The following is a 23,818-nucleotide window of genomic DNA, read 5'->3' as shown; positions in this document are numbered from 1 at the left end:
ACGTTGATAGGCTGGGTGTGGAAGTGCAGTAATGCATTAAGCTAACCAGTACTAATTGCCCGTACGGCTTGTCCCTATAACCTTGGCAGGTTATAGAGAGTAAGAAGTGCGTTGARCGTTCGTTGATACACAACTTCATTACCCWGGTGGTTCAATACCACCGCTACTTACCGATTCCAGATTCAGGGCAACGTTCACCAGAACGCGGCCCSTACAAGTCAATGCCTGATGACCATAGCAAGTCGGTCCCACCCCTTCCCATCCCGAACAGGACCGTGAAACGACTTTGCGCCGATGATAGTGCTGCAACCAGTGTGAAAGTAGGTTATCGTCAGGCTAGTTATATGAAAAACCCCACCCGGTGATCCTGGTGGGGTTTTTTGCTTTGCGTGTCCGCAGAGTAGGTTTACGGTGTGATCCTGGCAGGGGTTTTTTGGTTTAAGCGGTCGATCGCTGTCTGCGCCTCCCAGCAAGGAATCGGTCGGTACATCTGATCCAGGCATAAAAAAAGCGCTTCCTCGGAAGCGCTTTTCATTAGCCGGTTATCCGGTTCACAGCTCTTTTTCCGGCAAGGCAATCTGATTATCGATGCTGAACTGGTAGTCCTTGAACACATGCTCGGCGCTCAGCAGCTGGTATTCGCCGTCGGCCTTCTTGTGTGTCGTGTCCTTCAGGCGATACGTGTAGTGACCGCAGGTCCAGCAGTTGAAGTTGCGCATGTGGGTGCACAGACAGGTCTTGTCCATTACCGATACCACTTTCAGCTCGGGGTGGGCCGCCACTTCGCGGTTGTACGAGTTGATATAGGCGCAGTTGCCGGTCGCGTCGAGCAGATAGCCGTAGGATTCGCAGCCGGGACGGATGCCGGCGCCAATTGCCGGGGTGCTCTTGAGCATGCGCATCGGGTAGCCGGTGGGCGAAATGCCGTTGACGATGATGTCGTCCTCGGTAGCCTGGATGTATTCCTGCTTGACCTTGGCCGGCAGACCGCATTCGTGGGTGATGGTGAAGCGCGTGGCCACCTGTACGCCTGCTGCGCCTGCTTCCAGGAAGCTGACGGCATCGCTGCCGGTAAAGATGCCACCGGCGGCGATCAGCGGGATGTCGAGGTTTTCCGCCTTCAGGTAAGCGAGCAGTTCCTTGGTGATGGTCATCAGGTCGTAATCGGCCCAGTCCATGCCGAAGCCGAGGTGGCCGCCAGCAAGCGGGCCTTCGACGATGACGAAGTCGGGCAGACGATCGAGTTTGGCGTTCTTGCGCAGGAAAATCTGCAGTGCGCGCACCGACGAGACGATGATACCGAGCTTGGCTTCGCGGAAGCGCGGATGGTCGGCCATCAGGGCAAACGAGCCGAAGTGCAGACCGGCCGACAGCGTGATACCGTCGATGCCGGCGTCCAGCGCCGCGTTCAGACGGGTGCGCAGGGTTTCGCGCGGACCGTTCATGGTCAGCTTTTCCATGCAGTTGACGAAGATCAGGCCGGGACCTTTCTTCGCTTCCATGGTTTTGCCGATATGCAAGCGCTGCGCTTCTGCCAAGCGCTCGAGGTCGAACTGCACGACCGACTTGTCCGAATTATTGATGTTGAACTTGTAGAGCTTGGTCTTGTCCTTGACGTAGCTGGTATCGAAGCGGCGGTCGGAGACGTCTTCGACCATGGCATCCGAAATATGGCCGATGCCGCCCAGGCGCGCAGCTTCCAGCGCCAGTTCCGACGTCGAGATATCGACACCCATTCCGCCGACCATGATGGGCACGTATTCGTTATTGCCAAATCGCAGGCGGAAATCATCAACACGTTTCATTGCTATCCTTAGACTACCGAAGTTGTTGCCGGCGGCGGGGCGGCCGGCGGTATGCGGAGATAAATGAGTGCGGTAGCACGCGGCAAGAAGCTTGATTCTACGCCCAGCATGCTACAGCCTGGTGACGGCGCGGCATGCACCGCGCGGCGGGATCAGTCGCGGAAGTTGTTGAATTCCAGCGGCATGTCCGGCACGTCCTTGCGCAACATGGCCATGGTTGCCTGCAGATCGTCGCGCTTGGCGCCGGTCACACGCACCGATTCGCCCTGGATGCTCGCCTGCACCTTCATCTTGCTGTCCTTGATGACACGCACGATTTTCTTAGCGTCATCGGTTTCGATACCGTTCTTGACCTTGATCACCTGCTTGACCTTGTCGCCGCCGATTTTCTTGATATCGCCGTCTTCGAGGAACCGCACATCCACTTTGCGCTTGGCCAGCTTGTTGGTCAGCACATCGCGAACCTGGCTCAGCTGGAACTCGGAATCGGCAAAGGCGGTCAGTTCGTTGTCCTTTTGCTCGACCCGTGCGTCGCTGCCCTTGAAATCGAACCGCGTGCTGATTTCCTTGTTGGACTGTTCGACCGCGTTTTTCACTTCGATCATATCGGCTTCAGAGACTACATCAAACGACGGCATAACTATTTCCTTTTCGTGTGGCATGCAGGAGCTGTGAGCGTAAAACGGCCCTGCATCAAAGTCTGACATTTTAACGGACAACCGCGTGCAAGCTGGCATCTGGCAACTGGTTTTTTGTGCGTTTCACTCTATAATCGACTAAATTTATCGGTTTTTTAGTCCATGCAGCCATACACATCCGTTCAGCACCAATTCCCACTGCAGTCCCTCAATACATTCGGCATCGCGGCCACTGCCCATGCCTATATCCGGATCACAAATACCGAGCAGCTGATCGGCGTTTATGCAGACGCCACCTGGCGCGCTTTGCCGCGGCTGGTGTTGGGCGGGGGCAGCAACGTGCTGCTCACCGACGATTTTCCGGGCCTGGTTTTACATATCGCCACCGAAGGAAAGCAGCTCGTCGGCGGTAATGACACGCACCATTTCGTGCGGGCCGCCGCCGGCGAAAACTGGCACGGCCTGGTCCAGTGGACGCTGTCGCAAAACCTTGGCGGACTGGAAAACCTGGCCCTGATTCCGGGCACCGTGGGCGCGTCGCCTATCCAGAATATTGGTGCATATGGACTGGAAATCAAGGACGTCTTTCACAGCCTGACCGTGTTCGATCCGCGCGATGGCGCGATCCGCAGCATGGATGCCGCAGCATGCCGCTTCGGCTACCGCGACAGCGTGTTCAAACACGCGGCAGGGCGCAACCTGGTCATCCTCGACGTGACGTTTGCCTTGCCGCGTACCTGGCAGCCCAGGCTGCACTACGCGGAACTGGCGCAGGCCGTCGCCGAGCAAGGCTGGACCGCGCCCACCGCGCAGCAGGTCGCCGATACCGTGGTCGCGATCCGCCGCCGCAAGCTGCCCGACCCTGCCGTGATCGGCAACGCCGGCAGCTTTTTCAAAAATCCCGTGGTGTCGTCCATGCAGTGCGCGGCGCTGCTCGCGCAGTTTCCTTCGCTGGTGCATTACGCGCAGCCCGACGGCAGCGAGAAGCTGGCAGCGGGCTGGCTGATCGACCAATGCGGCTGGAAGGGACGCAAGCTGGGCGCAGCGGGCGTGTACCCCAAGCAGGCATTGGTGCTGGTCAATAACGGTGGTGCGACGGGGGGGGAAGTGGTGGCGCTGGCGCAGGCAATTCAGGCCGACGTGATGGCGCGGTTCGGTGTGGCGCTGGAGGCGGAGCCGGTCTTCGTCTAGCAAGGCGCGGCAGTGGTTCCCGCCCGGGTGGAGGCGGGACCGGCAGACTCACGCCTTGCGGACTGCGCAACGACAGTCCGCAAGGCATGCACGGTTCAACTCAACCGAAGCTGCAGACGTAATCGAGCGTCTCGACGGTCTCGATATCGAACGACGAATTGCCGGCGATGCTGAACCGGTCGCCCGTCGCATAGGTTTCCCATGCGTCCTCACCGGCGAGGCGTACCTTGCACACGCCGCTGACCACTTCCATGATTTCCGGCGCGCCGGTGTTGAACGTGAGGGTGGACGGGAAAATCACTCCCACGCTTTTTTTGCTGCCATCGGCGCAGATGACGTTGTGCGAGACGCATTTGCCGTCGAAGTACACATTGGCCTTTTTGACGACGCTGACCTGATCGATCTGGGTACTCATGCTTGCTGCTTTCCTAGTGTGAGGCGGGAAGGGGACCAGGCAGTTGGGCCGCGCTTTCGACGCGGTTACGGCCGCCGCTCTTGGCAACGTACAGGGCCTGGTCGGCGTGGCCGAGCAGCTCCTCGACACTCGACTGCGGTGACGGCACCACGCTGGCCACGCCGACCGACATGGTCACGTACGCCAGGTCGCTGTTCGCCTGCGGGTTGTCGATGGCCAGTTGCTCCAGGTGTCGGCGGCATGACTCGGCCACGATCAGTGCCCCAGCCAACGGTGTCTCCGGCAGGATGATGACGAATTCCTCGCCGCCATAGCGCGCCGCCAGGTCGGCAGGGCGCTTCAGGTGTTCGGTCAGTACGGCAGCCACCTTCTTGAGGGCGAGGTCGCCCGCCAGGTGGCCGAAACTGTCATTGTAAGTTTTGAAGAAATCGACGTCGCACATCAGGACCGCGAGCGGCTTCTTGTCGCGCTGCCCGCGCTGCCATTCGATGCGCATGGTGTCGTCGAAGCGGCGGCGGTTGGCGATGCCGGTGAGGGCGTCGAGTGCGGCCAGCTTTTGCAGCTCGATGTTGGCGTCGGCCAGGCTTTTCTGGCTCTCGCGCAGGAAGCGGAAGGCCTGATCGCGCTGCAGGCGGCTGATGTGCGCGCCCGAGTGATAGCGCACGCGCGCCAGCAGTTCGAGCTTGTCGGGCAGCTTGACCATGTAGTCGTTGGCGCCGGTGGCAAAGCTGTGGGCCTTGAGTTTGGGATCTTCCTTGGCCGACAGCACGATCACCGGTACGTGGCGCAGCGCTTCGTCGCCGCGATACTGCTGGATCAGGCCGAAGCCATCGACCCCCGGCATCACCAGGTCTTGCAGGATCACGGTCGGCTGCAGCTGCACCGCCGTCTGCAGAGCAAGCATGGCGTCGGTCACGTAATGGAATTCGATATCGGCCTGGTCGCTGAGCATGCGCCGCACGGCTTCGACGATGATCAGCTGATCGTCCACCAGCAGGACGCGCACCTTGAAGGCGGTGAGCGCCTGTTCGGGATCAAGGGCGGCTGCGGCGGTTGCGGATGCTTCGGACATCGATACTCTCTTTCTTTCGGGGCAGCGCGGTGCACACGCCATGCTGTCGTCAGGTGCGGCTGCCCAATGTGCCGCGCAGGACCGGTCCGATCCGCGTCAACGGTAAAATCATTTGTGCCGCGTCCAGCTCGGCGGCGGCGCGCGGCATGCCATACACGGCGCTGCTGGCCTGGTCCTGGGCGATCGTCAGGTGGCCGGCGCGGCGCATCGCCAGCAGACCCTCGGCGCCATCGCGGCCCATGCCGGTCAGCAGCACGCCCACCGACAGGCCTTTCCAGTGCTGTGCCACGCAGCGGAAAAACACATCGACCGACGGCCGGTAGGCATAGTCCTTGGGATTGGCATCGTAACGCAAGCGATAATTTTGATCCAGGGTTAAATGATCGTTGCTCTTGGCGATCAGGACCACGCCAGCGGCCAGCTCGTCGCCTTCCTCGGCGGTGCGCACCGGCATGTCGAGCTGCTCGCCCAGCCAGCGCGCAAAATTGTCGGCGAAGTGCTCATCGATGTGCTGCACCACCACCACCGCGCAGCCGCGCGGCGCGACCCAGCCAGCGAGCATCTTCGATACGGCGACCGGCCCGCCGGTAGAGGCGCCGATGGCCAGCAGCGACGTCACCGGCACCGCGCCTTCGGCATGCTCGGCGACCGCCGCCGGCGTGCTGCCGGCCAGCGAAGTGCGCGGCGCCAGCGCCTGCGCGCCACCGCTATGGCGTATCAGCTTGTCCATGGTGCGGATCTTGGCCAGCAGCTCGGCATCGCCGCCGGGCTTGCCCTGCAATACCGGCGTGGCCGTGACATCGAGCGCACCCGCGCCCAGCGCGCGGAACACCTGGTTGACGTTGTCCTGCGGCCGGCCGGTCACCACCAGGATCGCGCACGGGCTTTGCTCCATGATCCTGCGGGTAGCCTCCACGCCGTCGAGCTCCGGCATGTTCAGGTCCATGAGGATCAGGTCCGGCCGGTTGTCCGCGCACATGCGCACCGCCTCGGCGCCGGTGCGCGCGATCCACAGCACCTGGTGCTCGGCGGTGCTGGCCACCACGCGCCGCAGCGCTTCGGCTGCCATGGCGACATCGTTGGCAATGGCGATCTTCATCGGTGGGCGTCTCCAATCAGGTCGCTGACGGCGTCGAGCAGCGTCTCGTCGTGGAAGCTGCCCTTGGTCAGATAATAGTCTGCACCGGCCGATAGTCCGCGGGCGCGGTCTTCCGGCCGGTCTTTATAGGAGACTATCATGACTGGCAGTTTGTGGAGGTGGATATCCTTCTTGATCAGCGCAACGAGCTCGATACCGTCCATGCGCGGCATATCGACGTCGGTGATCACCAGGTCGTACTCGCCGCTGCGCACCACGTTCCAGCCGTCGATGCCGTCGATCGCGATATCGACCAGGAAGCCCCGGCTTTGCAGCAGCTTGCGCTCCATTTCGCGCACCGTCAGCGAATCGTCCACCACCAGCACGCGCTTGGTCTTGTGACGTTCGCTGTGTTGGGCGCGGGTGAGCTGGTGCAGGCCGCCGTCGTGCAGCAGCTTGTCGATCGACAGCAGCAGATCGGGCACGTCGAGGATCAGCACCGGTTCGCCGTTGTCGAGCAGGGCGGCGGCCGAGATGTCGCGCATCTTGCCGAAGACCGGATCGATGGCCTGCACCGCCAGGCTTTGTTCGCCGTTGATGGCATCCACCACCAGCGCGTAGCGCCGCGCCCCGCTGCCGATCACCACCACCGCCAGCTCCGCGGCCGACGCGTCGGTGTCGCCCAGATCGAGCACCTGCGATGCCGATACCAGTCCCAGATGCTCGCCGCCGAAGTCGAAGAACTGCTTGTTTTCCAGCGTGTGGATGGCCGCTTGCGGCACCTTGATCACGCGCTCGACCTGCACGATGGGCACGGCATAGGCTTCGCCCTTGATGTCCACCACCAGCGCGCGCACGATCGACTGCGTCAGCGGCAAGGTGATGTGGGTGCGGAAGCCCACGCCCAGTTCCGATTCGATGCGCACCGTGCCGTTTTGCGAGCGGATGGTTTCGTGGACGATATCGAGGCCGACGCCGCGCCCGGAGATCTCGGTCGTCTGTTCCTTGAGGCTGAAGGCCGGCAGGAACAGGAACTCCATCAGCTCGGCGCCCGACATGGCGGCTGCCATCGGCGCGCTGGCCATCTTGCGCTCCACCACGCGGGCGCGGATTTTTTCCAGGTCCACGCCCTTGCCGTCATCGCTGATTTCGATACTGAGCATGCCGGCGCGGTGTTTGGCCTCCAGCACGATGGTGCCGGCGCCCGGCTTGCCGGCCGCAATGCGCTCGACCGCGCTGTCCATGCCGTGATCGATGGCGTTGCGCAGCATGTGGTTGAGCGGGCTTTCGATGCGCGCCAGGATGTCGCGGTCCACCAGCGTGTCTTCGCCGACGATCTGCAGTTGCACGTCCTTGCCCAGGCTGCGCGCCAGGTCGCGCACCATGCGCGGAAACGGCTGCACGCCGTCGCGGAACGGTCGCATGCGCATGGTCAGCACTTCGTCCACCATGTTTTGCGAGACGGCCAGCAGGCGCCGTTCGTAGGCCTCGGTGTCGGCGATGTGTTCGAGCACGAACTGCTTGAGCGGCTGGGTTTTCTGCAGCGCCAGCAGGGACAGCTCCTTCAGTTTCGGATCGTCGCTGTTGGAGATCGCTTCGTGCAACTGCTCGATCACGGTGGCCAGGCTGGCCTGGTTGCGCTTGAAGCGTTGCAGGCTATGGATGAACGGCTGCATCTGGTGCGCGTTGATGCGCGATTCGCTGGCCAGCGACAGCAGCTTGTCGAAGTTCTGGGCCTTGGCGGGGGACGGCGCGCGGCGATCGAGCGGCGGCTCGTCGGCGGGTGCCGCCGCTGCTGCGGCAGGCTGCGGAGACACCGGCAGCTCGCCCACCGGGAATGTCGGTGCGGCCGGTGCCGGCGGCGCCGGCGGCGCCCACCCCATCTCGGCCTGCAGGCTGACCGGCTCGGGCAGGAAGGCGATGGTGGCGATCGCATCGAGCGTCCGCTTGATCAGCGCCTCATTGGCGGCCAGCCAGGCATCGACGCCGCTGTCCTGCAGGCGTGACAGTTGCAGGATCAGGTCCACGCCGGCCAGCAGCACGTCCACCCGGTTCGGCGTCAGCGCCAGCTTGCCGTGCTGCGCCGCGATGAAGGCGTCCTCCATGCTGTGCGCCACCTGCACGACCACCTCCAGCCCGACGATGGCTGCCGCGCCCTTGATCGAATGCGCCGCGCGCATCATCGATTCCACCGCGCCCGCGTCGTTTTTCAGCCGCTCCATGGCCAGCAGGCCATCGGTCAGGATCTGGGTCTGGCTGTCGGCCTCCATGCGGAACAGGTCCAGCATCGAAAACTGGCTCAGGTCTCCACCCATGCCGCCGTTATCCTGGCTCATCGCAGCGTCCTCGCAAGTTGGTAGCCGATCAGTGCGGCGTCCAGCACACCCACGTGCATGTCGCCGATCGCGATCACCCCCGACAGGAAACGGGAGAGGCCCTTGTTGATGGTGGCGGCCGGCGCCTGCATGGCCGCCGTGGCGTAGCGTTCGATCCCGTGCAGGTCGGCCACCGGCAGCGCGTAGGCCTGTTCTTCCCAGCGCATCAGCAGCAGCCGCGCATAGGTATGGCGATGGGCGCCTCCCTTGGCCGCAACGGCCTTGTCCGCAGCAGCCGCGCTATCGTCGATGCCCAGGAGGTCGGCAAGTGACATGCAGGGATACAGGGTGCCGCCGACGTTGACGATGCCGGACAGGCCGCGATCGTTGCGGTGCGGCAGACGGTGCGGCTTCGCCTGCGGCGCCACGGCCAGGAACAGCCGGGTGGGCAGCGACAGCCACTCGCGGCCGATCCGGAACACCAGGCAGGAGGCATCGAGCGCCTGGCTGTCTTGCGCCGGCTGGCGGAAGTGCGCCGCCCATTCCTGCTTGTAGCCGGCGCCCACTGCGCGCTGCAGGTTGCGCTGGGCGGCGTTTGCATAGACCGGGCAGTTGCGGCAGTGGATATGGTCGGCCAGCCTGGCGCAGGTCTGGTCGCCGGCCACGCCGATGCGGTTCCAGCAATCGTCGATGCCGACGGGATCGGGAGGGAGACCGGCGGAAGCGGCGGTGGTCGTCATGTCGGGGCGCCCTTGTCCTTAAGATGCCTGCTGGCGTTGGTAGATGCGCGCGGCGCGCGCCTTGAGCGCAGCCGCGCCGGCAGCGTCGCCGCTGGTGTCGGCCAGCAGGGCCAGGTGGCACAGCGCCTCGTAATGGTCGGGCTGCAGGTAGATGCAGCGCTTCCAGTAATCCTGCGCCTGCGCGTGCTTGCTGGTCAATTCGTTGATCAGGCCCAGGATGAAATACGCCTCGGCCGCCTCCGGCTGCTGCGCCAGGTGGTCGCGGCAAAGACGCTCGGCCTCCTTCAACTGGCCCAGGTCGGCCAGGCGGCGGGCATCGGCCAGCAGGTCCCGCGCCGGTGCCGGTGGCGGCGCGGGGACGGGTGCCGGCCCGGGTTTCGGCTTGGGCGCAGCCGGGGATGCAGCCGTGACCGGACTGCCGCCGGCCGCCAGCGGGCGTTTCGGTACGGGCGCCGGGCCGGATTTGACCGCCCGAGCCGGTGCCGGCGCCGCCACCTCGCACGCCTTTTTGCGCAGGGCCGCCTCGGCATTCTTGACCAGCCCGAATGCCTGCGCATACTGCAGCGGCGTAAAGCCATTGGCGCACAGCGACGGCACTTCGGCGTAGCCGACGAACAGCAGGCCGTCGCGCTTGAGCATGGTGTCGAGGTTGCGCACGGCAGCGCTGGTGGTGGGTTTGTCGAAATAGATCAGCAGGTTGCGGCAGAAGATGACGTCATAGAAAGCGGCGCGCCTGGCCATGGTCAGGTCCAGCACATTCCCTTGCTGGAAACGCACCTGCCTGCGCACTGCATCGTTGATGCGCCAGGCTTCCTTGCTCACTTCCTCGAAATGGCGGTCGCGAAAGGCCAGGTCCTGGTTGCGGAAGGCGTTGCGGCCGTACACACCGGTCTTGGCGCGCGCCACGCATACCGGGCTGATATCGAAGGCGTCGATCATGAAGCGGTCGGCCGGAATGCCGGCGTCGAGCAGCACCATCGCCATCGTGTACGGCTCCTCGCCGCCGGCGCAGGGCAGCGACAGGACGTGCAGCAGGCGGTTGGGGTCCAGCTGCAATTGCTGTTTCAGGTAGCCGGCAGTGGCGTGGAACGCCTGCTGGTCGCGGTAGAACCACGACTCCGGCACCACCACAAGTTCCACCAGCGCGGTCAGTTCTTCCGGCGTCATGCGCTCGAGGTAATCGTCGGCATCGCGCGCGCTCACGCTTACCACGCGCGCGCGGATGGCGCGGTCAACCACCTGCTTCGACAGGTTCAGTCCCGTCGCTGCACGCAGCATGACCTGGGCCGGCGTCGTCACGGCAGGTCTCCGCCGTCGATTGGGTTCGGAAACAGCGCGATGCGCAGCGCCGGCGTGAGCAGCTGCTCCAGTTCCACCAGTTGCAGCATGCCGCGTTCGTCGCCGGCGACCTGCCCCAGAAAGGGCGCCGCCTGCACGCCACTGTCGGTGAGCAGGTCGTCGCGCAGGTCCTGTACGCCCTGCACGCGTTCCGCGCGCAGGCCCAGCCAGTGCACGGCGCCTTCCGGCGTACGGTAGTCGACCACGATGATGCGGGTATCGAAATGATCGAGGCCGGGCGGCAGCCCGCTGGCCAGGCACAGGTCGATGACCGGCACCGAGGCGCCGTGGTAGTCCATCAGACCCACCACCGGTGCGGGCGCCAGCGGCAGGTGCTTGAGGTCGAGCAGCGGCAGCACGCGCACCACGTCGCGCAGGCGCAAGCCGTAGCGGTCGGCGCCGATGTGAAAGACCAGCACTTTCATCGCGCGCCTAGACTGCAACCGCAAAATTGGCGACGCTGGTCTGCAGGTCGCCGGCCGCGTATTGCAGCTGGTGCACCGCTTCGCTGGTAGCCTTGAGCGATTCCACCGTCTGCTGGGTGGCGTCGTTCAGCTGCATCATGGTGGCGCTGATCTGCTCCGCCCCAACCGCCTGCGACTGCATCCCCTGCAGCACGGCGTCGAACTGCGGCGCCAGCTTCTGCACCTGGTCCATTACGCCGGACAGCTGGTCGGTCACCTGGCGCACTTCGCCGACGCTGCGGCGGATCTCTTCCGAGAACTTGTCCATCCCCATCACGCTGGCCGACACCGCCGACTGCATTTCCTTGAGCATTTGCTCGATGTCCCAGGTGGAGACCGAGGTCTGGTCGGCCAGGCGGCGGATTTCCGTCGCCACCACCGAGAAGCCGCGTCCCGCCTCGCCGGCCTTTTCCGCCTCGATGGCGGCATTGAGCGACAGGATGTTGGTCTGGTCCGCGACCTTGGTGATGGTGATCAGCACGCTGTTGATGTTCGAGGCTTTTTCCGACAGCGCTGCCAGCTTGGCGTTGATCGAATCGGTGGCGCTGACCATGTGCTGCATGGTGCTGTCCATGCGGCGCAGGTTGCCCTGGGCATCGGCGGTGGCCGTGGTGGTGTAGTCCGCCACGGCAGTCGCTTCTTCCATGGTCTTGAGCAGCTGCGAGGCGTTGGCCGAGATCTCCTTGGTGGTGCTGAGAATTTCCACGCTGGTCTGCGCCTGCTCGATGCCGGTCGCTTCCTGCTGCTTGGCCGAGGCGGCGATTTCGGTGGCCGACGTGGTGACCTGGATGCCGGCCTTCTGCACATTGTTGAGCAGCGCGCGCAGGTTTTCGAACATGCGGTCGAGACCATGGGCCAGCTGGCCGATGGCGTCGCTGCCGGTCACTTCGATGGTGCCCGTCAGGTCGCCGGAGGCGGCTTTCGAGACCACGCCCAGCAGCGAATCGACCTTGGCGCGCAAGGCGTCGTTCAGTGCTTTTTCATTGGCCTGGCTGTCCTGGATCGATTGCGCCATGCGGTTGAACTCCTCGGTCACCCGGCCCAGCTCATCATTGGCCAGCACGGTCGCGCGCGCCCCCTGGTCGCCGCCGGCAATGCGGCCCACCACGTCGGTCAGGTTGAGCAGCGGCGCGGTCAGCGAGCGCACCAGCATCCATGCCACGGCCATGCCCAGCAGCACGCATACCAGGCCGCCCACGGTAATCACCAGCCGCATGCTCTCCTGCAGCCTGGCCGACGCGGCCGAGCGCTCAGCCTGCAGCCGGTGTTCCTCGTTGGTGGCCTCGCTCATGAACTTGTAGATCTCGCTGATGGCGGTGCCGGTCAGATTGGCCAGCTGCGGCGTTTTGCCCATGGCGTCAGCAGCGCCGGGCGCCGTACCCAGTTGCTCGCGCATGGCCAGCTGGCTGTCGATGACGTCCTTGTTCCAGGCGTTGATCATGTTCTCCAGCGTTTTGAAACGGGCGACCTGCGCCGGATTATCGTTGGTCAGCTGCTGCAGCTTCTGGATCGATTCGGGCAGGTCGCGCTGCTCCTTGCGGGTGCGCTCGAGACGGGCCGCGGTGCCGGTCAGGTAGTAGCCGCGCGCCTCCACCTGCACCTGCAGCATATCGTTGCGCAAGCCGTCGATGGCCTGGATCACTTCCATCGTGTGGCGGTCCCACTGGTTGGCCTCGGAGAGGCTATTAAAACGGTCGTAGGCGACGATCAGCAGCGCCACGATGATGGCGAGCATGGCGCCGAAGCCCAGGTACAGTTTGCGTTTGATGCTCAGGTCTTTAAACATGGTTTCTCCAGGCGCCAGTCGGTGATTGGGCTATTGTCCCATGGTAATCGCGTGAGAACAAAAAAAGCCGCTCGGTGAGCGGCTTTTGGTCGCGGAGCGCGTTGCGTATTCGCCTATTGACCTACTGGCCGCGCTTCAGGCGGGCGTTGGCGGCAATGCGCATGCGCAGTGCGTTGAGCTTGATGAAGCCGCCGGCATCGGCCTGGTTGTAGGCGCCGCCGTCTTCGTCGAAGGTGGCGATGTTCATATCGAACAGGGAGTCGGTCTTCGAGTCGCGCGAGACCACGATCACATTGCCCTTGTACAGCTTGACGCGGACCCAGCCGTTGACGGTGGCCTGGGTGTGGTCGATCAGCGTCTGCAGCGCCACGCGCTCCGGCGCCCACCAGTAGCCGTTATAGATCAGCGACGCGTAGCGCGGCATCAGGTCGTCCTTCAGGTGCGCCACTTCGCGGTCCAGCGTGATCGACTCGATGGCGCGGTGGCCCTTGAGCATGATGGTGCCGCCCGGGGTTTCGTAGCAGCCGCGCGACTTCATGCCGACATAGCGGTTTTCCACCAGGTCGAGACGGCCGATGCCGTGCTTGCCGCCCAGGCGGTTCAGTTCCGTCAGCACGGTGGCCGGCGACATGCGCACGCCGTTGATGGCGACGATGTCGCCTTTTTCGTATTCGAGGTCGATGTATTCGGCCTGGTCGGGCGCCGCTTCCGGGCTCACGCTCCAGCGCCACATCGATTCCTCGGCTTCCGCGCTCGGGTTTTCCAGGTGGCGGCCCTCGAACGAGATGTGCAGCAGGTTGGCGTCCATCGAATACGGCGCGCCGCCGTTCTTGTGTTTCATGTCGATGGCGATGCCGGCGTCTTCCGCGTACTTCAGCAGTTTTTCACGCGACAGCAGGTCCCATTCGCGCCACGGGGCGATCACTTTGACGCCTGGCTTGAGCGCATACGCGCCCAGTTCGAAGCGCACCTGGTCGTTGCCCTTGCCGGTGGCGCCGTGCGAGATGGCGTCAGCGCCGGTCTCGTTGGCGATCTCGATCAGTCGCTTGGCGATCAGCGGACGCGCGATCGAGGTGCCGAGCAGGTATTCGCCTTCGTACACGGTATTGGCGCGGAACATCGGGAACACGAAGTCGCGCACGAATTCTTCGCGCACGTCGTCGATGTAGATGTTCTCGGGCTTGATGCCGAACTTGAGCGCCTTGGCGCGCGCCGGCTCCAGTTCCTCGCCCTGGCCCAGGTCGGCCGTGAAGGTGACGATTTCGCACTGATAGTGATCCTGCAGCCATTTGAGGATGACGGAGGTATCGAGGCCGCCCGAATAGGCGAGGACTACTTTTTTGATGTCGCTCATGCTGGTTCCAAGTGGGTGTAGATGATTGATTGATTATGCGGACGTGCCGGGCCGGTTATCGAGACGACCGAGCAGCAGGTACTCGATCAGCGCCTTCTGGATGTGCAGGCGATTCTCGGCTTCGTCCCAGACCACCGATTGCGGTCCGTCGATGACCTCGGCCGCCACTTCCTCGCCGCGGTGGGCGGGCAGGCAGTGCATGAACAGCGCATCGGGCGCGGCGCGGGCCATCTTGGCGCCATCGACGATCCAGCCGTCGAACGCTTTCAGGCGCGCGGCGTTCTCCTCTTCGTAGCCCATGCTGGTCCAGACGTCGGTATTGACCAGGTGCGCGCCGGCGCAGGCGTCGGACGGGTTGGCGAAGAAGGTGTAGCGGTCGGTGGCGACCAGCGACATGTCCATGTCGTAGCCCTTGGGCGTGGAGACATTGACGTGGAAGCCGAATACCTCGGCCGCCTGCAGCCACGAATACAGCATGTTGTTGGCGTCGCCGATCCACGCCACCGTCTTGCCGGTGATCGGGCCGCGGTGCTCGTAGAAGGTGAAGATGTCGGCAAATACCTGGCACGGGTGGTGTTCGTTGGTCAGGCCGTTAATCACCGGCACGCGCGAATGGGCGGCAAAGCGCTCAATGATGTCCTGGCCGAAGGTGCGCACCATGATGATGTCGCACATGCGGCTCATGACCTGGCCTGCATCTTCCACCGGTTCGCCGCGTCCGAGCTGGCTGTCGCGCGTGTTCAGATAGATGGCGGCGCCGCCCAGCTGGTGCATGCCGGCCTCGAACGACAGGCGGGTGCGGGTGGAGTTCTTCTCGAACACCATCACCAGGGTGCGGTCGATCAGCGGGTGATAGATCTCGTAGTTCTTGAACTTGCGCTTGATCAGGTGGGCGCGTTCAATCACGTACTCGTATTCTTCCAGCGTGAAGTCGGAAAACTGCAGGTAATGCTTGATCGGATTTTGGATAGGCATAATAACAACTGACAGGTGAGCTGGCCTGGGACTCGATACCCGGCCGGCTGAACCGGTCAATTATAAAGGCAATTCGGTGCAGCAAGCCAATCGCCGCAGATTATGCTGGTCCAGCCCCCCGATTCAATGGTAGATCTGCGCGGCGGTCGCTGCGCGCGCCTGCGGCGCCACCAGCGGCAGGTCCAGCGTGAACACGGTACCGGCGGCCGAACTCTGGACCGCGATCTGGCCGCCCAGCAGCGCGGTGACGATGTTGTAACTGATCGACAATCCGAGACCGCTGCCGCCCTGGCCGAGCTTGGTGGTGAAGAACGGATCGAAGATGCGCGACATATGGGCCGGCGCGATGCCGCCGCCGTTGTCGCCGAAGACCAGCTGCACGCGTCCCGCCCCGTCCGCGCCGGCGCTGCCGGGCGGCGCCAGGGCGGCGCGCAGCCACAGCCGGCCGACCACGCCCTTGTCGAACGCGTGTAGCAAGGCGTTGTTGATGAAGTTGGCGATCACCTGGCCCAGCGGGCCGGGATAGCTGTCCATCGCGATGCTGGCCGCCACCTCGGCCTCGATCCGGTGGCCGGAGGCGCGGATGCGGTTCATCATGGTGGCGATCACCTCGGTGGTGACCTGCTGCAGGTCGAACCGCCGGCGCTGCTCGGTGGTGCGGTCCACCGCCACCTGCTTGAAGCTGTTGACCAGTTCCGCCGCGCTGGTCAGGCCGCGCATCACCAGGTCGTGGGCGCGGGCGGCGTCCTCCAGGTAGGCCTGCAGTTCCGACCGGCGCAGGCCCGGTCCCGCCACCTGGCGCGCCAGGTCCGTGGTTTTCTGGTGCAGCGTGCTGGCGATCAGCAGGCTGTTGCCGATCGGCGTATTGAGCTCGTGCGCCACGCCCGCCATCAGCGATCCCAGCGCCGCCAGCTTTTCCTGCGACACCAGCTGGGTTTGCGCGCTTTTCAGCTGGGCGTAGGCGTTGGCGTTGTCGAGCGCGATCGCGCCGTACGCGCACAGGGTGCGGAAGATCAGCCGTTCGCGGTCACGGTAGGCGCGCTTGCTCGATGCCTGCACCGTCATCACGCCCAGGGTGCGTTCGCCCACCATCAGCGGCACGTACAGCGCGCACGCCATCAGCGACGTGCCGGGCGCCAGGAAGATGTCGTCCGGCCCCGCGTCCTCGACATAGATTTCGCGCCGCTCGCGCAGGCAGCGTGCGGCGTTGGCGCGCGGATTGTCCACGGCGATCGCGTTGGCGGCCAGCGACACGCCGTTCTCCATGCCGAAGGCGCGGTTCAGGGTGTCGCAACCGGGGTCGCACAGGTAGATCGCAAAGCTGTCGGCCGTCAGCAGCGCCTGCACGTGGCGGTTGATGGCCTGGAACACGGCCCTGGCGTCGAGGTGGGTGGTGATCTCCTGGCCGATGGCGGACAGGCGTTCGAGCGTGGCGGTGGTCTGCTGCAGCACGCGCGCGCGGCGCGCCTCGGACTCGGCCAGCTCGCGGTGGTGCCGGCCCTCGGCGCGCGCGCGTTCGGTCTGCTGGTGCACCTGCATGGCGATCGCGCGGTTGGTGGCCTCGCGGCTGTGGGTGGTGCGGCGCGCCGCCGCTGCGGCCTGTGCCGATTCGTAGGCGCGCTGGTACTGGCCCGTCTGCGCATACTCGTGCGCCAGCGTTTCGAGCAGGTCGCCCGGCAGCGTGTAGCCTTCGATGTGCGAGGCCAGCGCCAGCGCCTGGTGCAGATAGTGCAGGGTGGCGTTCTGCTCGGTCATGTCCGCCGGCGGCGGCAGCGGGTGCCGGGCATGGATCACCGACAGCACGCGCAGCGTGCGCACGTGGTTGGTCACGCTGGACTGCGCCAGCGCCAGCGCGATGGCGTCCGCCGCCACCGCCAGCGCCTCTTCGGGCCGGTCCAGGTAGCACAGCGCGTGCGCCTGGCCGCGCCGCGCGGCGCACATCAGGTCCGCGTGGCGCAGCCGCGCCGCCTTGTCCTCCAGCTGGCGGAACGACACCAGCGCGCTCGCGTAGTCGCCGGTGTCGAGTTGCAGGTCGCCGCGGAACTGCAGGGCGGTGGCATAGCTGCGGCCATCGGCCAGCGGCGCCAGCACCTCGAAGGCCTCGTCCAGCAGCGCCGCGCTGGCGTCGAGCTGGCCCAGCCGGCGCATGGTGTCGGCCGTGTGCGTCAGGCACACGCCCACGCTGCGCGGCCAGTGCGTGGGACGCGCCATGTCCAGCGCGCGCTGCATCCATTCGAGGGCGGCGCGGTGGTCGTTCAGGTTGGTGAAATCGATGCCGATGTTGATGGCGGCCGTGATCGCCGAACGCAGCTGGCCGCTGACGCGCGCCGCTTCGTACACGCGGGCGAAATGGCCGGCCGCCGCACCGAAATTGCTGCCCTGGGTGGCGGCGGTGCCGACGTAATCGTGCACCCATACCGCCAGCGCCGGGTGCTGCGCAGCCCGGGCAGCGGCGGCGGCGAACGGCGCCGACCAGCGCGCCTCGGCGGCGCAGCGGTCCTCCATCACCGCCCAGCGGGCGATCGCCGCTTCGGCGCACATGGCGCGGTCGGCGTCGTCGACTTCGGGCCGGCGCGCGATGGCGGCCATCTGCGCCAGGTGAGCGGCGCCGCCACCGTGGTCGCCGCCGTCGATGGCGATCCACGCGCGCAGCCAGTGGGTATCGGCCACGCCGCGCCAGTCCCGGCAGGCCAGCATGCGTGCGCCGATGTCGTCGGCCATGCGTTCGGCAGCCGTCAGGTCGGCGGCCAGCCATGCCGCCTCGGCCGCCACCAGGTCGAGCCGGGCAGATGTCGCCGCCTGGTCTTGCGGCGGCAAGCCGGCCGCGCGCAGCAGCGCCAGGCCTTCCTGCGCCAGGGCGGCGGCGCGCATGCTGTCGCGCTGGCGCAGATGCCAGGCCAGCGGCACCAGCACCGGCAGCCGCGCGGCGCCGGTCAGGCGCAGCAGCGCGTTTTCCCACAGGGCTACTTCGTCGTCGGCTACAAACAAGTCCATCGCGATCCTTTACCGGACGCGCAGCGAAGGTTGGGCTGCCTGCGTTGGTATTGCAATCGGGAATTATAGACTGCAAACAGCACCCGCGCGCAAGTCGCTGGCGGGATGCGATCGGGCCCGGTCAGTACAGCGTCTGCGACGATTCGTGCAGCAGCTGGGCGTACAGGGTGTGGCGCATGCGGGCGATCTGGCCTGCTTCCACGGCAGCCAGCACCGCGCACTGCGGTTCGGTCAGGTGGCGGCAGTTGTAGAACTTGCAGTGGCCAAGATACGGCGCAAACTCGACGAACGCGCGCTCGAGCATGCCCTCGGTCAGATGGTAGAGGCCGAACTCCTGGAAGCCGGGCGAATCGATGATGGCCGTCCCCAGCCCCAGTTCCGGCAGCCGGTACAGCCGGGTGAAGGTGGTCGTGTGCTTGCCGGTGTCGAGCGCCGCCGAAATCTCGCGCACGGCGATGTCGGCCTCGGGCACCAGCAGGTTGATCAGCGACGACTTGCCCATGCCGGACTGGCCGATCAGGATCGACGACTGGCCTGCCATCAGCGGTTGCAGCGTGGCCACCGCTTCCTCGGGGCGCGCGGTGGCCGACACTTCGTGCACCGGGTAGCCGAGCGACGCGTACACCTGCACCCGCTCACGCGTGCGCGGCAGCGCTGCGGCCACGTCGGTCTTGTTGAGGATCAGGTGGGCGCGGATGCCGGCCGCTTCGGCCGCCACCAGCGCGCGCGACACCAGGTCGTCGGCAAAACCGGGTTCCGTCGCCACCACGATGAACAGTTGCGTCAGGTTGGCGGCCAGCAGTTTCGACTTGTACTGGTCGGAGCGGTAGAGCAGGGTGCTGCGCTCCTCGATCCTGTCGATCACGCCCTGGTCGCCGGACGTGGTGGTGATCTGCACGACGTCGCCGACAGCGACATTGGTCTTCTTGCCGCGCGTGACGCATTGCAGCTTGCGGCCATCGGCTTCGGCCAGGTAGTGGCGGCCATGGGCGGCGATGATGGTCGCCTGCAGTTTTTGCGGGGAGGATGATGTGGTCATGAGGCCGCCGCCATGGTCGGATGTTGATGCAGGTGACGGATCCGCACGCTCGCTGGCGGGTGGCTGTCGTAGAAGGCCGAGTGCAGCGGATCGGGCGTCAGCGTGGAAGCGTTGTCTTCGTACATCTTGACCAGCGCCGACACCAGGTCGCGCGCATCGGTGTGCTGGGCCGCAAAGGCGTCCGCCTCGAATTCGTGCTTGCGCGAGCTCAGCGACGTCAGCGGGCCGAACAGGAAAGTGAACACGGGCAGCACCAGCATGAACAGCAGCAGCACCATGGCGTCGTTGGTCTGGCCCGGCAGCGCCAGCGGATCGACCCCGAGCCCGGTGTAGAACCACAGCTGGTTCTTCAGGTAGCCGAGCAGCGCCAGGAAGCCGAGCGAGACGGCGAAGATCATGACGATGCGCTTGACGATGTGGCGCAGCTTGAAGTGACCGAGCTCGTGCGCCAGAACCGCCTCGATCTCGTGCGGCAGCAGGCGCGCGAGCAGGGTGTCGTAAAACACGATGCGCTTGTGGGCGCCGAAGCCGGAAAAATAGGCGTTGCCGTGGGCGCTGCGTTTCGAGCCATCCATCACGAACAGGCCCTTGGAGGCGAAGCCCACGCGCGTCATCAGGCCCTCGATGCGGTCCTTCAGCGACTGGTCGGCCAGCGGCGTGAACTTGTTGAACAGCGGCGCGATCACGGTCGGGTACAGCACCATCATCAAGAGCTGGAAGCCGCTCCACACCAGCCAGGCGTAGAACCACCACAGGGCGCCCGATTTATCCATCAGCGTCAGCACCACCCACACCAGCGGCAGGCCGATGGCCGCGCCCAGCACCGTGCCCTTGAGCAGGTCGGCAAAGAACAGGCCGCGCGTCATCTTGTTGAAGCCGAAGCGCTGCTCGAGCTTGAACTGCCGGTAATAATCGAACGGCACGTCCACCGCGCCCGAGATCAGCGCGAACGCCGCCAGCAGTACCAGCTGGTACACCATGCCGGGGCCGGTGATCTGATAGATCTGCTCCGACAGCCATTGCAGGCCGCCAAACAGGGTAAAACCGATCAGCACCACGGTGTTGACCAGCAGCGCCAGCAGGCCGAACTTGGTGCGCGCCACCGTGTAGTCGGCCGCCTTCTGGTGGGCGGCAAGCTGGATGCGCGACGCAAACTCGGGCGGCACGGCGTTGCGGTGCGCCAGCACATGGCGGATCTGGCGCGAGGCCAGCCAGAAACGTACGATCAGCGTCAAAACGATGAAAGACACAAACAAAATCGAAAACGCGAGGGTATACATTCTATGCCTGTGAGAAAATGACGGATTCGGATTACTATCGGCTCACGTCAAGCCAAGAGAGAATTATGTCACAAGCTAATGATTTGCCAGAAGGTTCCGCCCCGGCGGTGATCACCCCGCGCCAGAACGAGATGAACCTGGTGTGGGTGGACATGGAAATGACCGGCCTCGAACCGGACACCGACCGCATCATCGAGGTAGCGGTCATCGTCACCGACATGCACCTGAACGTGCTGGCCGAAGGCCCGGTGCTGGTGATCCACCAGAGCGATGAAGTGCTCGACGGCATGGACGCCTGGAACAAGGGCACCCACGGCCGTTCGGGCCTGATCGACAAGGTCAAGGCGTCCACCGTGACCGAAGCCGAGGCCGAGGAACAGATCATCGCCTTCATGAAGCAATGGGTACCGAAAGGCAAAGCACCGATGTGCGGCAACACCATCGGCCAGGACCGCCGCTTCATGGTGCGCTACATGCCCAAGCTCGAGGCGTATTTCCATTATCGCAATATCGACGTCTCGACCCTGAAAGAACTGGGCAAACGCTGGGCGCCGGCCATGGTCGCCGGGTTCAAGAAACACCAGATGCACACGGCGCTGGCCGACATCGTCGAGTCGATCGAAGAGCTCAAGTATTACCGCGAGCATTTCATCAAGCTGTGATGCGACTCGGGTAAGCATGAAGATGCCGGCTTCGCCGGCATCTTTATTTCAGGAGTGCTAGACGCTGTCTCAGCTACTGCGGACGACGTTGAGCGCGTCCGGCCAGTCGGTGTTCCCCTCGATGTACTGCCGGATGATGTCGCGGTTGGACGCAATAATCTTCGACCAGTCGTTTTTCCACGCGCCATACGCTTTCCACGAATGTCCCCAGGTCGAAGCCCCCATTGACTTCATCGATTTAAGCGTGGCCTCGAGGTACACCGTTTCAATCGATGTGCCCTTGAGTTTCAGGATTGTTCCCAGATAGATGAGCCACTTGGCCAGGTGTTCGTATTGAACCCAGGCGCTGGGTTCCTGCGTCAGACGGATTTTCGCCTTGATCACGACCCCGAGCATGTCCACCACTGCGGCGTTATTGATGCTCAGACCGATAGCGCCGAGGGCGGAAATGATCTCGAAAAATGAGTTTTCAATGCCGAGGTATTTGTCGGTGAATGTTTGCTTGTCGAAGATGACTTTGCGGATATTCTGGATCGACTCAACCGTGCATTTTTCTGCAGCGGGCATTGCCGCATTCAAGTTGCTGAAAAACTGGTGCGCCTCGAGCTGGTCCAGCACGCGGATGCCGTAGCAATGCGAATAATAGTCCTTGATGTGCTGATCCACTTTCGAGCGCGACACCAGGAATATGCTCGAGCCGATCACGTGATTTTTCGAGAAGCCGTTGTAATCACTGATGATGGCTTTCAGGTTGGTGTCGCCTAGCGAATAGCCCAGGATGACAACCGTATTCTCGTGCAGCACGGTACTCAATTTCCTTGAAAAATAGGACTGGGAATTGATGAACCTGAAATAATCGTCCGACGTGACCACCATATTCTGCGGCGAGTCTATCGAACCATGAACGTGATAGACTTGAACCCGGGCCGGCGAACGTGGAATCGGTAATCCGGGTGTAATCGAATGGCAGTCTTTTTTTCCTGCCAGCTCTTCGACTAATTTGTCGTAATTGGTGGTGATCACATCGAAGGAGCGCTTGGACAGGAATTCGACGATGGCGCTGTTCTCGCCTTTTGGACTCAGCGCGCTGATGTTCTTGGCGATTTCTTCGTGAATGTCTTTGCCCTGCTTTGATAATTCAATCGCGATGACCTGCGCCGATTCTTCGAGCGTCAACGGGTTATTTCCCTGCTTCGGGAACAGCGCCGCTTTCAAGGCGTCCGGCTGGGCGGCATGATCGCATGCCGACTCCAGCAACATTTGCCAGCTCGGTGCGGCATTGTCCGTCACGGCTTTCGAAAAGCCTGTGCCGGTAAATAAGCACAGGCGTCCGGAGGCGGCGGCGTAAGCAATCTCAAACATTTCGTTCATATTTTACCTGGTCAATATTGATTATTTAAAAGCAACCATTAATGTAGCCAATTTTCCTCGATTAATGTTCACACATTCTCACTGCGGCGCGTCCTTTCTCCCTCGCTATCCCTTATGCCATCCTTCAGCCTCACCGCTGGGAGAGGGCGCCGCATTGTCTCGCCCGCGTGGCACATACCAGCAAAGGTAACAATGACATTTCTTCATGGATTACGTTCGGGTGTACTGGGCGCCGCAATTGTCGCCGCCAGCGCCCACGCCGAGCATTTCACGTTCAAGGACTGGGAAGTCGCCTGCGATAACACGCGCCGCTGCGAGGCGGTCGGGTATCAGAAAGAGGAGGCGGCCGAGCCGGTGCTGCTGGCGCTCACGCGCGCGGCCGGCGCCATGGCGCCCGTCGAAGCCGTGTTCAGTCCGTACACCGACGATGACATCAAGCTCGGCGCTTTGACGGTGCGGGTCGGCCGGACCACCATGCGCGGCCTGCATGCCGATGTGGCGCTGACGCCGGAGCAGGTGGGCAAGCTGCTGCCGCTGCTGCTCAATGCCGAGTCGGCCAAGGTGAGCGATGGCAAGCGTGTGTGGGTGCTGTCGCTCGCGGGCGTCAAGGCGGCGCTGCTCAAGCTCGACGATCTGCAGGGCCGGGTGGGCACGCCCACCGCGCTGGCCATGCGTGGCAACAAACCGGCTGATGCGGCACTGGCGCCCTTGCCGGCGCCGCAGGTACAGCTGCTGCCGGCGGTCGCCACCCGCGCCGGGGACGCTAGGCTGCTGCCAGCCATCGTCCAGGGCCTCCCGCATGGCGGCTGCGAAAGTGCGTCCGACATCGCGGACAGCGAGCGCCAGAACGAACTCCATCGCCTGTCGTCCGGCCAGGTGCTGCTGGTGCTCGAATGCAACCGCGGCGCCTACCAGTCCAGCTTTGAGCTGTGGACCGCCAACGACAAGGCGCCGTATGCCGCCAAGCGGGTCAGGCTGCCCGACGCCGGCGGACAGCAGGAAGCGTACGTGATGAATCCCGCATTCGACCATGGCACGCTGTCGAGTTTTTCCAAGGGGCGAGGCATTGCCGACTGTAATGCCTCGGCCAGCTGGGGCTGGACTGCAGCCGGCTTCCAGCTGATCGAAGCGTCGTCAGGGCAACTGTGCCGGGGTATGCCGGGTGGCTATTCGCTGCGCGAGTACACCGCCACCGTGGTGCGCGCGCGCGCCAGGTAATTTGCCGTGGTCGTGTCTGGCGACCGTGTTTCAGCGCACTGTGCCACGGGTGCGGGCGCGGTACAGTGATGCGGTTGTAACTC

19 protein-coding genes and 2 rRNA genes are annotated in these 23,818 nt (G+C 64.0%); 5 read left to right on the top strand and 16 right to left on the bottom strand.

The window, feature by feature from the left end; all coding sequences use genetic code 11:
• Together ASF61_RS07330 and rrf are read left to right on the top strand one after the other, a co-directional pair.
• Nucleotides 1–76, top strand: a 23S ribosomal RNA gene (locus tag ASF61_RS07330); the annotation flags it as partial.
• 148 nt (nt 77–224) lie between these two features.
• A 5S ribosomal RNA gene (gene rrf / locus ASF61_RS07325) occupies nt 225–337 on the top strand.
• Nucleotides 338–551: 214 nt separating this feature from the next.
• On the opposite strand, the gene ASF61_RS07320 is transcribed toward rrf, so the two are convergent.
• Nucleotides 552–1,805 carry a nitronate monooxygenase gene (locus ASF61_RS07320; RefSeq protein ID WP_056153295.1) on the bottom strand — a complete coding sequence of 418 codons (1,254 nt, stop codon included), beginning with the start codon at nt 1,803–1,805 and terminating at the stop codon, nt 552–554.
• Between the two features lie 152 nt (nt 1,806–1,957).
• Nucleotides 1,958–2,443 carry a YajQ family cyclic di-GMP-binding protein gene (locus tag ASF61_RS07315; RefSeq protein WP_056153290.1) on the bottom strand — a complete coding sequence of 162 codons (486 nt, stop codon included), beginning with the start codon at nt 2,441–2,443 and terminating at the stop codon, nt 1,958–1,960.
• A 162-nt stretch (nt 2,444–2,605) separates the two neighbouring features.
• Here ASF61_RS07315 and murB point away from each other — a divergent pair, with 162 nt between their 5' ends.
• The gene (gene murB / locus ASF61_RS07310; RefSeq protein ID WP_056153287.1) at nt 2,606–3,634 is read left to right on the top strand and encodes a UDP-N-acetylmuramate dehydrogenase; all 1,029 of its coding nucleotides are present in this window, start codon (nt 2,606–2,608) and stop codon (nt 3,632–3,634) included.
• Nucleotides 3,635–3,734: 100 nt separating this feature from the next.
• Here murB and ASF61_RS07305 read toward each other — a convergent pair whose 3' ends face one another.
• The 13 genes from ASF61_RS07305 to ASF61_RS07245 all read right to left on the bottom strand — a co-directional run bounded on the left by ASF61_RS07305 (nt 3,735) and on the right by ASF61_RS07245 (nt 20,484).
• Nucleotides 3,735–4,049 carry a pyrimidine/purine nucleoside phosphorylase gene (locus ASF61_RS07305; RefSeq protein ID WP_056153284.1) on the bottom strand — a complete coding sequence of 105 codons (315 nt, stop codon included), beginning with the start codon at nt 4,047–4,049 and terminating at the stop codon, nt 3,735–3,737.
• Between the two features lie 13 nt (nt 4,050–4,062).
• Nucleotides 4,063–5,121, bottom strand: coding sequence for a diguanylate cyclase (locus ASF61_RS07300; protein ID WP_056153282.1), 1,059 nt, complete (start codon nt 5,119–5,121; stop codon nt 4,063–4,065).
• A 49-nt stretch (nt 5,122–5,170) separates the two neighbouring features.
• The gene (cheB, locus tag ASF61_RS07295) at nt 5,171–6,220 is read right to left on the bottom strand and encodes a chemotaxis-specific protein-glutamate methyltransferase CheB (protein WP_056153279.1); all 1,050 of its coding nucleotides are present in this window, start codon (nt 6,218–6,220) and stop codon (nt 5,171–5,173) included.
• Complete coding sequence (locus ASF61_RS07290; protein WP_056153275.1) at nt 6,217–8,535, bottom strand: hybrid sensor histidine kinase/response regulator; 2,319 nt, start codon at nt 8,533–8,535, stop codon at nt 6,217–6,219. The genes cheB and ASF61_RS07290 overlap by 4 nt, the downstream gene beginning before the upstream one ends.
• Nucleotides 8,532–9,254 (bottom strand): chemotaxis protein CheW, encoded by a 723-nt coding sequence (locus tag ASF61_RS07285; protein WP_056153271.1) that lies wholly within the window; start codon nt 9,252–9,254, stop codon nt 8,532–8,534. Before ASF61_RS07285 ends, ASF61_RS07290 begins: the two co-directional genes overlap by 4 nt.
• 18 nt (nt 9,255–9,272) lie before the next feature.
• Nucleotides 9,273–10,553: a protein-glutamate O-methyltransferase CheR gene (locus ASF61_RS07280; RefSeq protein ID WP_082491289.1), complete on the bottom strand. Its 1,281-nt coding sequence runs from the start codon at nt 10,551–10,553 to the stop codon at nt 9,273–9,275.
• The gene (locus tag ASF61_RS07275) at nt 10,550–11,017 is read right to left on the bottom strand and encodes a chemotaxis protein CheW (protein WP_056153267.1); all 468 of its coding nucleotides are present in this window, start codon (nt 11,015–11,017) and stop codon (nt 10,550–10,552) included. The genes ASF61_RS07280 and ASF61_RS07275 overlap by 4 nt, the downstream gene beginning before the upstream one ends.
• 7 nt (nt 11,018–11,024) lie before the next feature.
• A complete protein-coding gene (locus ASF61_RS07270; RefSeq protein WP_056153264.1) occupies nt 11,025–12,842 on the bottom strand; it encodes a methyl-accepting chemotaxis protein in 1,818 nt (605 codons plus the stop codon).
• Nucleotides 12,843–12,963: 121 nt separating this feature from the next.
• A complete protein-coding gene (locus ASF61_RS07265; protein WP_056153261.1) occupies nt 12,964–14,196 on the bottom strand; it encodes an argininosuccinate synthase in 1,233 nt (410 codons plus the stop codon).
• 33 nt (nt 14,197–14,229) lie between these two features.
• Nucleotides 14,230–15,171, bottom strand: coding sequence for an ornithine carbamoyltransferase (gene argF / locus ASF61_RS07260; protein ID WP_056153257.1), 942 nt, complete (start codon nt 15,169–15,171; stop codon nt 14,230–14,232).
• Nucleotides 15,172–15,294: 123 nt separating this feature from the next.
• Complete coding sequence (locus ASF61_RS07255) at nt 15,295–18,165, bottom strand: GAF domain-containing sensor histidine kinase (protein ID WP_056153254.1); 2,871 nt, start codon at nt 18,163–18,165, stop codon at nt 15,295–15,297.
• Nucleotides 18,166–18,286: 121 nt separating this feature from the next.
• A complete protein-coding gene (rsgA, locus tag ASF61_RS07250; RefSeq protein WP_056153250.1) occupies nt 18,287–19,204 on the bottom strand; it encodes a ribosome small subunit-dependent GTPase A in 918 nt (305 codons plus the stop codon).
• A complete protein-coding gene (locus ASF61_RS07245; protein ID WP_056153247.1) occupies nt 19,201–20,484 on the bottom strand; it encodes a M48 family metallopeptidase in 1,284 nt (427 codons plus the stop codon). Before ASF61_RS07245 ends, rsgA begins: the two co-directional genes overlap by 4 nt.
• Nucleotides 20,485–20,549: 65 nt before the next feature.
• On the opposite strand from ASF61_RS07245, the gene orn reads away from it, so the two are divergent.
• A complete protein-coding gene (gene orn, locus ASF61_RS07240) occupies nt 20,550–21,146 on the top strand; it encodes an oligoribonuclease (protein ID WP_200919820.1) in 597 nt (198 codons plus the stop codon).
• 69 nt (nt 21,147–21,215) lie between these two features.
• Here the strand turns inward: orn and ASF61_RS07235 are convergent, their stop codons facing one another.
• On the bottom strand, nt 21,216–22,517 hold the full coding sequence (locus tag ASF61_RS07235; protein ID WP_056153244.1) for an SIR2 family protein: 1,302 nt from the start codon (nt 22,515–22,517) through the stop codon (nt 21,216–21,218).
• Between the two features lie 192 nt (nt 22,518–22,709).
• Here ASF61_RS07235 and ASF61_RS07230 point away from each other — a divergent pair, with 192 nt between their 5' ends.
• Complete coding sequence (locus tag ASF61_RS07230; RefSeq protein ID WP_056153241.1) at nt 22,710–23,735, top strand: DUF1176 domain-containing protein; 1,026 nt, start codon at nt 22,710–22,712, stop codon at nt 23,733–23,735.
• Nucleotides 23,736–23,818 lie beyond the last annotated feature (83 nt).

It is taken from the genome of Duganella sp. Leaf126 (assembly GCF_001423125.1).
GTDB lineage: Bacteria > Pseudomonadota > Gammaproteobacteria > Burkholderiales > Burkholderiaceae_D > Rugamonas.
The sequence above is the reverse complement of the archived record's forward strand: the minus strand, read 5'-3'. Positions and strand labels throughout refer to the sequence as shown.